Source organism: Pseudomonas sp. P4_B4 (genome assembly GCF_056402255.1).
In genome coordinates this window covers 236,829-249,640 of sequence record NZ_JBFUHS010000002.1, presented here as the reverse complement: position 1 = coordinate 249,640, position 12,812 = coordinate 236,829, and the positions used below count along the sequence as shown (strand labels likewise).

The following is a 12,812-nucleotide window of genomic DNA, read 5'->3' as shown; positions in this document are numbered from 1 at the left end:
AATCGGGGCGATAGTTTTAGCCACGTTCCGGCTGAAAGCGCACGACAAACCCCTTGAGGTTCTGCTGGCGGTTCAGCAAGTCACGCAGCCGGTCGGCTTCAGCGCGCTCGATCAGCGGCCCGACAAACACCCGGTTTTTGCCGTCGGCGGTACGGATGTAGGCGTTGTAACCCTGGCTGCGCAGGGTTTTCTGAAGCTTTTCCGCGCTTTCACGACTCGACAGGCTGGCCAGTTGCACGGACCAGCTGACAGACAAACCATTGGCATCGACACGGCTTTGCGTGGTGTCCGGCTTGCCCGGTGCCGCGGTGATCGGCTGGGCAGGCGCTGTCGCAGGTTTAGCCGCCAAAGCCGGGACCGGCGCGGGTGCAGGCGGTTTGGCTGCAGGCGCTGGAGCCAGCGGCGCAGCTGGCACCGCCGATTCCTGCTGGGCGATTTCTTCATCGCTCGGCACGGGTTCCTGAGGCAAGGCTTGCGGTTCAGGTACCACCACCGGCTCGACCTGTACCTGGGGCATCGCAGGCGCCTGCGGAGCCGCAGGCGCTTCGACCTTCACCTGGCGCTGTTCGTCCTGGCGGGAAAACAGCATCGGCAGAAAAATCACCGCCAGCGCGACCAACACCAGGGCGCCAACCATGCGCTGTTTGTATGCCTTATCCAGCAATGCCATTCGCCGCGTCCTCCGTGGAGCGCCGAGCCAGCCATTCAAGGGCCTCGGCGACACAATAAAATGATCCGAACAACAGGATTTCGTCGTCGCTCGTGGCCTGCGCGCACTGCCCTTCCAGGGCGGCCGCGACACTGTCGTATGACGTGACCGAAGCCCCAAGGCCTTGCAGCGCGGCGTGCAAATCCGCAACCGAACGCGCCCGAGGCGAATCCAGCGGTGCGACAGCCCAGTGCTGGACACTAGCATTCAATTCGCCGACAACACCACCCAGGTCTTTGTCCGCCAGCAACCCGAACACCGCCAGACGCCTGCCGACCGGTGGACGACTGGCCAGGCGACGAGCCAGATACTCCGCCGCATGAGGGTTATGCCCCACATCCAGCAATAGATTCAAGCGCTTGCCTTGCCACTCGAACTCGCGGCGATCCAGACGACCGACCACCTTCGTTGCCCGCAGCGCCTCGACAATCTGCGCATCCACCCAAGGCAAGCCGAGCAGCAGGTACGCCTGCAACGCCAGTGCAGCGTTTTCCATCGGCAGATCGAGCAGTGGCAGGTCGCGCAGCTCAACCACGCGCCCTTGCGCATCGACACCGCGCCATTGCCAGTTGTGATCGGTCACACCGAGGTCAAAATCGCGCCCACGCAGGAAAAACGGGCAATTGAGCTCGCGCGCCTTGTCCAGCAGGGGTTGTGGAGGGTTCAGATCGCCGCAGAGCGCAGGCGCGCCTTGGCGGAAGATACCGGCCTTCTCGAAGGCCACGGACTCTCGGGTATCACCGAGGTAATCCGCATGATCGACGCCAATACTGGTGACCAGCGCCATGTCGGCGTCCACCACGTTGACCGTGTCCAGACGACCGCCCAGACCGACCTCCAGCACCACCGCATCGAGCCCGGAGCGCTGGAACAGCCAGAATGCCGCCAGGGTGCCCATTTCGAAGTAAGTCAGGGAAGTGTCGCCGCGCCCGGCCTCTACCGCGGCAAAGGCCTCGCACAGCTCGGCGTCCGTGGCTTCGACGCCATTGACCGTTACCCGCTCGTTGTAACGCAGCAGGTGCGGGGAGTTGTAAACCCCCACTTTCAAGCCCTGGGCCCGCAGCAAGGACGCCACGAACGCACAGGTGGAACCCTTGCCGTTGGTCCCGGTGACCGTGATCACCCGAGGTGCCGGCTTGCCCAGTCCCATGCGGGACGCTACCTGCTGCGACCGCTCCAGGCCCATGTCGATGGCCGAAGGGTGCAACTGCTCAAGGTAGGCGAGCCATTCGCCAAGGGTACGTTGGGTCATAGGCTGGCGGGTACCGGTGGAACCACGATCGGCTCGATGGGTGCAGCCACGAACTGCGGCGTCGGCAGGCCCATCATTTGCGCCAGCAGGTTGCCCAGACGCGGACGCAGCTCCTGACGGTCGATGATCATGTCGATGGCACCGTGCTCCAGCAGGAACTCGCTGCGCTGGAAGCCTTCCGGCAGTTTTTCACGCACGGTCTGCTCGATCACTCGCGGACCGGCAAAACCGATCAACGCCTTCGGCTCGCCGACAATCACGTCGCCGAGCATCGCCAGACTGGCGGAAACGCCGCCGTAGACCGGGTCGGTCAACACGGAGATGAACGGGATGCCTTCTTCACGCAGACGAGCCAGCACCGCGGAGGTCTTGGCCATTTGCATCAGGGAAATCAGCGCTTCCTGCATCCGCGCACCGCCGGAAGCCGCGAAGCAGATCATCGGGCAACGTTTTTCCAGGGCGTAGTTGGCGGCGCGCACGAAACGCTCACCGACGATGGCGCCCATCGAACCACCCATGAAGGAAAACTCGAACGCCGAGACCACGACCGGCATGCCCAGCAAAGTGCCGCTCATGGAAACCAGTGCGTCTTTTTCGCCGGTCTGCTTTTGTGCAGCGGTCAGGCGGTCCTTGTACTTCTTGCCGTCGCGGAATTTCAGACGGTCAACCGGCTCCAGGTCTGCACCCAGCTCGGTACGGCCTTCAACATCGAGGAAGATGTCGATACGGGCGCGGGCGCCGATACGCATGTGATGGTTGCACTTGGGGCAAACGTCCAGGGTCTTTTCCAACTCCGGACGATACAGCACAGCCTCGCAAGACGGGCATTTGTGCCAAAGACCTTCAGGCACCGAGCTCTTCTTGACCTCGGAACGCATGATCGAAGGGATCAGTTTGTCTACTAACCAGTTGCTCATGCTTTCTTTCTCCAGTACCGGTGGCCCGAACGCTCTGGTTCGCAGCCCCGTGTATGCCCTAGCGCTAAATTCATGTGTGCGAAGAGGGTCGATGGACTGCCACGGTCAGCGCGAAACATGACCTGCGTGCAACCACAAACCCTCGGATCTGCCTGCTGTGTGCAGTGCATCCGCTTTGTACAGTGCAGTGGACGGCGGCAGTCTGCCAGCCGTCACATCAACAGGTGTTACCGCGTACCGCTTTGATAAATGCCTGAATCTTTGCGTGATCCTTGATGCCCTTGCTCGCCTCTACCCCGCCGCTGACATCCACGGCATAAGGCCGAACGCGGGCAATCGCTTCGGCGACGTTATCCGGCGTCAGACCGCCCGCCAGAATGATCGGCTTGCTCAAGCCTTGCGGTATCAGTGACCAGTCAAACGCCTCGCCGGTTCCTCCGGGAACGCCTTCGACATAGGTATCGAGCAAGATTGCGCTGGCACTGGCGTAAGCATCACAGGCCGCGGCGATGTCATCACCCGCCTTGACCCGCAGCGCCTTGATGTACGGGCGGTGCCAACCTTCGCACTCGGCCGCGCTTTCATCGCCGTGAAATTGCAGCAGGTCCAGGGGCACCGCGTCGAGGATTTCACCCAATTCGCACCGGCTTGCATTGACGAACAAGCCCACGGTGGTCACGAACGGCGGCAGTGCCTTGATGATCGAGCGCGCCTGCTGGAACGTTACCGCACGGGGGCTTTTGGCGTAGAACACGAATCCGATGGCATCCGCCCCGGCTTCGACGGCTGCCAACGCATCTTCCATGCGGGTAATCCCACAGATCTTGCTGCGAACGGCTGACATGTTGGCACAACTCCAAGACAAATCCAGGAAAGTCCCGGATGGTAACAAAAGCGTTCGAGGGCGTCAGCCGCCAAGTTCCGAGAAACCGGTCAAGAAGTGTGGACCGATGTAACGCTCGGGCAATTGGAACTCGTCACGGTACTCGACCTGCACCAGATACAAACCGAATGGATGCGCGGTCACGCCACCGGTCCGGCGAATCCGGCTCTCCAGCACCTCTTTCATCCACTCCACCGGACGCTCTCCGGCGCCAATGGTCATCAGCACGCCGGCAATGTTGCGCACCATGTGATGCAGGAAGGCGCTGGCGCGGATATCCAGCACGATCATCTTGCCGTGACGGGTGACACGCAGGTGATGCAGCTCCTTGATCGGCGACTTGGCCTGGCACTGACCGGCGCGAAAAGCACTGAAATCATGGGTGCCGAGCAGGTACTGGGCGGCCTCGGCCATGCGCTCGACGTCCAGCGGACGGTGGTTCCAGGTCACCTCTTCGTTCAGGTGCGCCGGGCGGATCTGATCGTTGTAGATCACGTAGCGATAACGCCGGGCAATGGCTTTGAACCGCGCATGGAAATGCGCCGGCATAACCTTGGCCCAACTGACACTGACGTCGTGGGGCAAGTTGATGTTGGCGCCCATGGTCCAGGCCTTCATCGAACGCTCGACCTGGGTGTCGAAATGCACCACCTGTCCGCAGGCATGCACCCCGGCGTCGGTACGCCCGGCGCACATCAGCGAAACGGGTGAGTCGGCGACTTTGGACAAGGCGTTTTCGAGGGTTTCCTGCACGGTGAGCACCCCGGACGCCTGGCGCTGCCAGCCGCGGTAGCGCGAGCCTTTGTATTCGACGCCCAGCGCGATCCGGAAAAAGCCGTCGGCTGCCATTTCGGCGACCGGGTTATCTATATTTGCCAAGGAGGGACAGCCTGCTGATGTACCAAAGGCGGGCATTATAAGGCCGACTGGAGGGGATGCCAGTACAACTGAGGGACTGGAGTGAATGTTAGGGCCTCTTCGCGAGCAGGCTCGCTCCCACAGGGGATTGGCGCAGAGCCCAATATCGCGAACGACATTGACCCAATGTGGGAGCGAGCCTGCTCGCGAAAATCCCAAGGAACACGGGTACTCACTGAAAAAAACGGCAGCCTCAATGGGCTGCCGCTTTTTTAAAACATACCGATCACTCAAGCCAGGCGCGAAAGCATTTCCTCGGCTTCATTCTTCTGCTCGGCACTGCCTTCGCTCACCACCTCATTGAGGATGTCGCGAGCACCGTCGCTGTCCCCCATGTCGATATAAGCCTGAGCCAGATCGAGCTTGGTAGCGGCTTCGTCAGTACCCGAGAGGAAGTCGAAGTCATCATCGTCACCCAGTGCTGCATCAGCTTCGGTAAAGGTCGGCTCGCCGATGCTGTTGGACAAGCTCTCCAGCTCGGCGTTGACATCATCCAGCTCTGCCGCGAACGCATCCGGTGCATCAAGCTCGTCGGCCAGCGACAAATCGAAATCGGCAGGCAATTCCAGGTCATCCAGTGCGACCTCAGGGACAGCTGGAGTTTCGGCAACCGGGAAATCTTTCACACCTTCGTCCAGATCCAGCAGGAAATCGTCTTCAGCCAGCATCGCCGGCGACGGTTGCGCACCGAGATCCAGGTCGAGATCGAAGTCCGACAGGTCGTCGAGGTTTTCCTTGATTTCAGTCTGTTGCTGCAACACCGACTCAAAACTCAGATCGTCATCCAGCGGGAACTCGTCCAGGTCCGCCAGCGCCGTCACTTCAGGCTCCGGCGCAGGTGCAGGTGCAGGTGCAGGTGCAGGCGCCACAGGCGTAATCGCGTCCAGATCATCCAGGCTCAAATCGAAGGCACTGTCGAGGTCATCCTCGAACGGCGCTGGCACTGGCTCTGGCGCCGGTGCTTGCGGCTCATCGAGTAACAGATCCTTGACGTATTGCGCGTCCAGTTCGGCAGCAACGGCGGCTGCGGCGATGCCACCGGCAGCCACCAGCGCCATGGCCGGGAAGCGGCTTTTGAGCTTTTCAACCTGGGCGAAGTTGTCGCCATTGGCCACCAACTGACGCTCCTGGCCGACGAACGCATCGCGGTCGCCTTGCTGGCCGTAGACTTCCATCAGTTTCAAGCGCAAGTCGCTGCGCTTCGGCTCTTGCTTGACGCCGTCCTCCAGCAACGCGGCAGCCTGATTCAGGCGACCGGCATTGATGTGCGACTGAGCCTGGCCCAGCACGTCGTCGGAACGCTCGGCGGCCGGAGCCACCAATGGTGCGGCAATCGGCGTGGTCATCACCACCGGAGCAACCACCGGCGCTGGCGCGGGAGCAGGCGTCGGGGCAGTCGCCAGCTTCACACTCGGCGACGGAACTCCAAGGCCTTCGAAGCTGCTTTCCGGCAAGTCGAAATCGGCCGGGAACGGCTGTTCTTCGGCCAAGGCACGGGCCATGCGCATATGCTTTTCGGCTTCTTGCTGGGCTTTGCGGCGGCGCGCCAGCAACAGCAGCAAGAGCAGCAGAATCACCGCACCGCCACCCACCAGGCCCAGCAGCACCGGATTGGCCAGCAACTCATTGAATTTCTGATCATCGGATGCTGCCGGTGTCGCCTCAACGGGCTTCTCGGCCGGCACCGCAGTTGCCTCGGGCGCTGTGACCACTGGCGCAGTTTCAGCCGGACCAGGCGCTGCCGGGTTTGCAGCCAGCTCGGCCGACATCGCCGGAGCTGTCGCAGCCGCTGGTGCACCCGCAGCGCCCTCGGCCTGCAACTTGGCCAGTTGATTGTTCTTCAACTCGATCAGGCGTTGCAGCTTGTCCACCTGGCTTTGCAGATCGGTCATGCGGCTTTGCAGTTCGGCGTTATCACGACGGCTGCTGTCGAGGCTTTCCTGGGTCACCGCCAACTTGTTGCTGAGGGCCTTGGCATCTCCGGCAGCCCCTTTGCCACGGTTCTTGCCGGACTCGGCAGACACCAGGCTCAGCTTGTCGGTGGTCGCTTGCGTCGGAGCACCATCGGTACGAGCGCGACTGGTGGCGTCAAGCTGTTGCTGCCCTGCCCCGGGTTTCGCCACGTAGCGACGCCCCTGGCGCCATGCGGTGTTCTGCGCAGCCACTTCGGCAATGGCCTTGGCTTGCGGCAGGCCCGTGCTCTGTGCCTGGTCCGGCAGGCGCAGCACCTGGCCAGTTTTCAAGCGGTTGATGTTGCCGTCGATGAATGCATCCGGGTTCAGCGCCTGAATAGCCAGCATGGTCTGCTGGATCGAACCGCCGTTACGCGCCTTCGCGGCGATTTCCCACAGGGTATCGCGCGGCGTGGTGGTGTATTGCGACGGTTTGGTCGCACCGGTGACGGGCGCGGCAACCGTTGACGTCGGTTGCGCAGCCGCTTCAGCGGTTTGCGGCGAGAATTTGGACGGATCGAGCAGCACACTGTAGTCGCGCAGCAAGCGGCCGTTCGGCCACATGACCTGAACCAGGAACTTCACCATGGGTTCGGAGAGTGGTTTGCTGGAGGTCACGCGCAGGATGCTTTTGCCGCTCGCGTTAAGCACCGGGGTAAAGGTCAAGTCGTTGAGAAACGCCTGGCGGTCGACACCGGCCTTGGCGAAATCGTCTGGTGAGGCCAGGCTCGGCACCACTTCGGCGGCGGTGAGATCCTTGACATCGAGCAGCTCGATTTCCGCTACCAGCGGCTGGTTGAGCGTCGATTTCAGGGTCAACTCCCCGAGCCCGAGGGCATGCGCCATACCGGAGGACAGCGCCGAGGCGGCCGCTATTGCTAACACCAGTTTGCGAACTTGAACCATTAGCTCATCCTTAGTTTGAACATTCCTCGGCCAGCGAGAAGGTATTGATAGCCGCTGCCGTAAGGCATTGCGCGCAACGGCGAGGGTCGTCGCGCGCGGTCATTTCATTGATGCCCGGCAAAGCCCCGCAGAGTGGCTCGCCTTCAGCACTCCGGCAAGCATAGGCACGCGCGGAATCATTCGACAAATTGTTGCAAAGTATCTTTTACAGCAGGTCTTTAAGCAACAACTCGGCCAGCTGCACAGCGTTGAGCGCCGCGCCTTTGCGTACGTTATCTGACGTCAGCCACAGATTAAGTTCCGACGGGTCGTCGATACCCAGGCGAACCCGACCGACGTAGACCACATCCTGCCCTACCGCATCGCCCACCGGCGTCGGGTAATCGCCGGCTTCCACCAGCTCGATGCCGGGTGCGTCTTCCAGGGCCGCATTGATTTTCGCCAGGTCGATTTCACTCGCGGACTGCAGGGTCACGCTATAGCTATCGCCAAAAAACACCGGGGCTTGAATGCAAGTGACGGAAATCTTCAATGAAGGCCGCGCCATGACCTGGCGTAGCTCACGCACCAGGCGTTTTTCCAGCAACGTATGACCTTGCTCATCCGGTTTGCCGACCTGGGCCAACAGGTTGAAGGCCATCTGCCGATCAAAGAATTTCGGCTCCAGCGGCCGCACATTCAGCAGCTCGGCGGTCTGCCGCGCCAGCTCGCTCACGGCTTCGCGGCCCTGGGCCGATACCGCCAGGCTGGCGGTCAGGCTGACGCGCTGCAAGTCGAGCAAATCCATCAGTGGCGCGAGCACCACCGCCAGCGTGGTGGCCGACGGACTTGGACTGCTGAGCTGAAACGGCTTTTTCAAGCCGGCCAACACCTCAGCGTTGGCCTCAGGCACAACCTGCGGCGCCTTTTCGGCCGCCAAGGCACCGGAGAGATCGATCACCGAGCAACCGGCATCGGTCGCGCGGGAAGTAAAACTCAACGAAACCGCCGGGCCGGCGGCAAAGAATGCCAACTGCACCTTGCTGAAGTCGAACTCATCGACCTCCCGCACCCGCACGTTCTTGCCGCGAAACGGTACCGAACTGCCGGCCGATTCGCTGCTGGCCAACAGATGAAGGTTGCCGATCGGGAAATCGCGCTCTTCGAGAATCTGCACGAGTGTTTCGCCGACAGTACCGGTGGCGCCGATCACGGCAATATCAATGGTCTGGCTCATGGGTTTTACCTCTGGCGAAACGGGGGGAGCGGCACTTTACCGGGTGGTGGGGATGCAGGCAATTCGGCGGGAGATTTGTGGTGTTCGTGCCGGCCTCATCGCGAGCAAGCTCGCTCCTACAAGGATAAAAAAACCCGCACCTCTTTCAAGGCGCGGGTTCTTTCATTGCATCAACCGATCAACGCTCGAGCAGGATCCGCAGCATGCGACGCAGCGGTTCGGCCGCGCCCCACAACAACTGGTCGCCGACGGTAAACGCGCCGACAAATTGCGAACCCATGTTCAGCTTGCGCAGACGACCAACCGGGATGTTCAGGGTGCCGGTGACCTTGTTCGGGCTCAGCTCCTGAATGCTGGTCTCACGGCTGTTCGGCACCAGCTTGACCCAAGGGTTGTGCTGGCTGATCAACCCTTCGATATCAGCGATCGGTACGTCTTTGTTCAGCTTGATGGTCAGCGCCTGGCTGTGGCAGCGCATGGCGCCGATGCGCACGCAGATACCATCGACCGGGATCGGGCTCTTGAAGCGACCGAGGATCTTGTTGGTCTCGGCCTGGGCCTTCCACTCTTCGCGGCTCTGGCCGTTCGGCAGTTCCTTGTCGATCCACGGGATCAGGCTGCCGGCCAGCGGTACGCCGAAGTTTTCGGTCGGGTACGCGTCGCTGCGCATGGCTTCGGCCACACGACGGTCGATGTCGAGGATCGCGCTGGCCGGATCGGCCAGTTGATCGGCAACAGCGGCGTGGGTCGCGCCCATTTGCTTGATCAGTTCACGCATGTTCTGCGCGCCGGCACCGGAGGCCGCCTGATAAGTCATGGCGCTCATCCACTCCACCAGGCCAGCTTCGAACAGGCCACCAAGGCCCATCAGCATCAGGCTGACGGTGCAGTTGCCGCCGATGTAGTTCTTGGTGCCCGCATCCAACTGCTGGTCGATCACCTTGCGGTTGACCGGATCCAGAACGATCACCGCGTCATCCTGCATGCGCAGGCTGGAAGCGGCGTCGATCCAGTAACCCTGCCAGCCGGCTTCACGCAGCTTGGGGAAGACTTCGCTGGTGTAGTCGCCACCCTGGCAGGTCAGAATCACGTCGAGGGTTTTCAGCTCTTCAATGCTGTAAGCGTCCTTGAGCGGAGCAATGTCCTTGCCCACGGACGGGCCTTGGCCACCGACATTGGAAGTGGTGAAAAACACCGGCTCGATAAGATCGAAATCCTGCTCTTCCAGCATCCGCTGCATGAGCACGGAACCGACCATACCGCGCCAACCGATCAGACCTACACGTTTCATCGCAACTACACCTTCTTGAAATGTGGGCCGCTGCCTTGTCTTGAATTTGGCAGCGGGCCCGAGAGATTACAGATTCCGCAGCGCGGCGACTACTGCGTCACCCATTTCCTGCGTACCGACTTTAGTACAACCGGCCGACCAGATGTCACCGGTGCGCAAGCCCTGATCCAGCACCAGGCTGACGGCTTTCTCGATGGCATCGGCCGCGGCCTGCTGGTTGAAGCTGTAACGCAGCATCATCGACACCGACAAAATGGTCGCCAACGGGTTGGCGATGCCCTTGCCCGCGATGTCCGGCGCCGAACCGTGGCACGGCTCGTACATGCCTTTGTTGTTGGTGTCCAGGGACGCCGACGGCAGCATGCCGATGGAACCGGTGAGCATCGAGGCCTGGTCGGACAGGATGTCGCCGAACATGTTGTCGGTGACGATCACGTCGAACTGCTTCGGTGCACGCACCAGCTGCATCGCGGCGTTGTCGACGTACATGTGGCTCAGTTCGACTTCAGGATAATCCTTGGCCACTTGTTCGACCACTTCACGCCACAGCTGGCTGGAGGCCAGTACGTTGGCCTTGTCCACCGAACACAGCTTCTTGCCACGGACCATGGCCATGTCGAAACCGACACGGGCGATACGACGGATTTCGCTTTCGCTGTATGGCAGGGTGTCGTAGGACTGACGCTCGCCGTTTTCCAGGGTACGGGTGCCGCGTGGCGCGCCGAAGTAGATACCGCCGGTCAGCTCACGGACGATCAGGATGTCCAGGCCGGCCACGATTTCCGGCTTCAGGCTGGAAGCCTCGGCCAGTTGCGGGTACAGGATCGCCGGGCGCAGGTTGCCGAACAGGCCCAGTTGCGCACGGATCTTCAACAGGCCGCGTTCAGGGCGGATGTCACGCTCGATGGCATCCCATTTCGGGCCGCCAACGGCGCCCAGCAACACGGCGTCGGCCGCGCGGGCACGGTCCAGGGTCTCGTCGGCCAGCGGCACGCCGTGCTTGTCGATGGCAGCACCACCGATCACGTCGTGGCTCAGCTCGAAACCCAGGGCAAACTTGTCACTGGCCAGCTCCAGCACCTTGACCGCTTCGGCCATGATTTCCGGGCCAATACCGTCACCTGGGAGAATCAGAATCTGCTTGCTCATGCTTTCCTCATGTCATCAGTCGGTGCGCCCATGGACGCACCCGGAAAAATTCTATCGCTCAGCCATCAGCACCAGTACATCGGTACTGAACGAACCATCGGCCTCAATCTCGAAATATTCGCGTACTTCATTGCCCATTGACTGCTGCAACTCGCGGATCGCCGCGCGCATCACTTCAGGTGTGCGCATGCGCTCGACCCAGCTGTTGTACTCCAGGCGCAAGCGCTGACGGGTGGTACTGCGGGTGTGCAGCCCCGCCTCGCTGACCTGGCGCAGCCACTCGCCGGCGGAATAATCGCGCACATGGCTGGTGTCGCGCAGCACTTCGACGCTTTGCAGGTAAGTGTCGAACAGCGGGCTACCCGGTGACAACACGTCGACGAACGCCGCCACACCGCCCGGTTTCAGGACTCGACGCACCTCCCGCAGGGCCAGGCCCAGATCGCTCCAATGGTGCGCCGAATAACGGCTGAAGACGAAATCGAATTCGCCATCGGCGAACGGCAGGCGCTCAGCGGCACCATTGACCGTGGTCACGTTGCTCAAGCCACGATCGACAGCGGCAGCGGTCACCACGTCGAGCATCTGCTGCGACAGGTCGTAGGCCACCACTTCTTTCACCAATGAGGCTACGTGAAAACTCACGTGACCGGCACCGCAGCCAAGGTCCAGGACCCGGGCATCGCCCTGCCCGGCCAGTTCGGCCTGTAGCAGCGCGAATTCAGTGCCTTGAGCGTGGACGGCGCTGCTCAGGTAGGCCGAGGCCTGTTCACCGAATTGCTTTTGGACTACCTGGGTGTGTCGGGCGGTGCTGGTCATGGGGGACTTCCTTTTAGTTTTGTGGCGCCTGTTCCGGCCTCATCGCGGGCAAGCCCGCTCCCACAGGTTTTGTGTACGCCGCAATTACTGTGGGAGCGGGCTTGCTCGCGAAGAGGCCGGCCCTGACTACATCAATCTCGGATCAATCACGCGTCGCGAAACAACCAAGGCTGGCTCGCACGATGTTTGGCTTCAAACGTCGCAATCGCATCGCCGTCCTGCAAGGTCAGGCCGATATCGTCCAGGCCGTTGAGCAGGCAGTGTTTGCGAAAGGCATCAATTTCGAAACTCAACACCTTGCCGTCAGGGCGGGTCACGGTCTGGGCTTGCAGATCGACCTGTAACTGGTAGCCCGGATTGGCCTCGACCTGCTGGAACAGCTCATCGACTTCGGCATCGCTCAAGATGATCGGCAGCAAGCCGTTCTTGAAGCTGTTGTTGAAGAAGATGTCGGCATAGCTCGGCGCGATGATGCTGCGGAAACCGTACTCTTCCAGCGCCCACGGCGCATGTTCACGGCTGGAGCCGCAACCGAAGTTCTCCCGGGCCAGCAATACGCTGGCGCCCTGGTAACGTTCGGCGTTGAGGACGAAGTCCTTGTTCAGCGGACGCCTGGAGTTGTCCTGATAAGGCTGGCCCACATCCAGGTAGCGCCATTCATCGAACAGGTTCGGGCCAAAGCCCGTGCGCTTGATCGACTTCAAGAATTGCTTCGGGATGATCTGGTCGGTGTCGACGTTGGCACGATCCAAAGGCGCGACAAGTCCAGTGTGCTGGGTAAAAGCTTTCATGCTGCGCTC

The 12,812-nt window shown here is 61.4% G+C and carries 11 protein-coding genes; all 11 read right to left on the bottom strand.

What is annotated here, in order from left to right; translation table 11 throughout:
• Nucleotides 1–16: 16 nt before the first annotated feature.
• On the bottom strand, nt 17–670 hold the full coding sequence (locus AC1DVE_RS03415) for an SPOR domain-containing protein (protein ID WP_223454292.1): 654 nt from the start codon (nt 668–670) through the stop codon (nt 17–19).
• Nucleotides 654–1,961 carry a bifunctional tetrahydrofolate synthase/dihydrofolate synthase gene (gene folC / locus AC1DVE_RS03410; RefSeq protein ID WP_223454290.1) on the bottom strand — a complete coding sequence of 436 codons (1,308 nt, stop codon included), beginning with the start codon at nt 1,959–1,961 and terminating at the stop codon, nt 654–656. The genes AC1DVE_RS03415 and folC overlap by 17 nt, the downstream gene beginning before the upstream one ends.
• On the bottom strand, nt 1,958–2,878 hold the full coding sequence (gene accD, locus AC1DVE_RS03405) for an acetyl-CoA carboxylase, carboxyltransferase subunit beta (protein ID WP_108217781.1): 921 nt from the start codon (nt 2,876–2,878) through the stop codon (nt 1,958–1,960). Before accD ends, folC begins: the two co-directional genes overlap by 4 nt.
• Nucleotides 2,879–3,095: 217 nt before the next feature.
• The gene (locus AC1DVE_RS03400; RefSeq protein ID WP_223454286.1) at nt 3,096–3,722 is read right to left on the bottom strand and encodes a phosphoribosylanthranilate isomerase; all 627 of its coding nucleotides are present in this window, start codon (nt 3,720–3,722) and stop codon (nt 3,096–3,098) included.
• A gap of 63 nt (nt 3,723–3,785) precedes the next feature.
• On the bottom strand, nt 3,786–4,610 hold the full coding sequence (gene truA, locus AC1DVE_RS03395) for a tRNA pseudouridine(38-40) synthase TruA (protein ID WP_095943676.1): 825 nt from the start codon (nt 4,608–4,610) through the stop codon (nt 3,786–3,788).
• A 299-nt stretch (nt 4,611–4,909) separates the two neighbouring features.
• A complete protein-coding gene (locus AC1DVE_RS03390; RefSeq protein ID WP_477783746.1) occupies nt 4,910–7,537 on the bottom strand; it encodes a motility hub landmark protein FimV in 2,628 nt (875 codons plus the stop codon).
• Between the two features lie 205 nt (nt 7,538–7,742).
• On the bottom strand, nt 7,743–8,753 hold the full coding sequence (locus AC1DVE_RS03385; protein WP_477783745.1) for an aspartate-semialdehyde dehydrogenase: 1,011 nt from the start codon (nt 8,751–8,753) through the stop codon (nt 7,743–7,745).
• Between the two features lie 178 nt (nt 8,754–8,931).
• Entirely contained in the window at nt 8,932–10,044 is a 1,113-nt protein-coding gene (gene asd, locus AC1DVE_RS03380; protein ID WP_007975660.1) for an aspartate-semialdehyde dehydrogenase, read from the bottom strand.
• 66 nt (nt 10,045–10,110) lie between these two features.
• Nucleotides 10,111–11,193 (bottom strand): 3-isopropylmalate dehydrogenase, encoded by a 1,083-nt coding sequence (gene leuB, locus AC1DVE_RS03375; protein ID WP_223542937.1) that lies wholly within the window; start codon nt 11,191–11,193, stop codon nt 10,111–10,113.
• A gap of 51 nt (nt 11,194–11,244) precedes the next feature.
• The gene (locus AC1DVE_RS03370; RefSeq protein WP_223454280.1) at nt 11,245–12,012 is read right to left on the bottom strand and encodes a class I SAM-dependent methyltransferase; all 768 of its coding nucleotides are present in this window, start codon (nt 12,010–12,012) and stop codon (nt 11,245–11,247) included.
• A 146-nt stretch (nt 12,013–12,158) separates the two neighbouring features.
• Entirely contained in the window at nt 12,159–12,803 is a 645-nt protein-coding gene (gene leuD, locus AC1DVE_RS03365) for a 3-isopropylmalate dehydratase small subunit (RefSeq protein ID WP_150759155.1), read from the bottom strand.
• Nucleotides 12,804–12,812 lie beyond the last annotated feature (9 nt).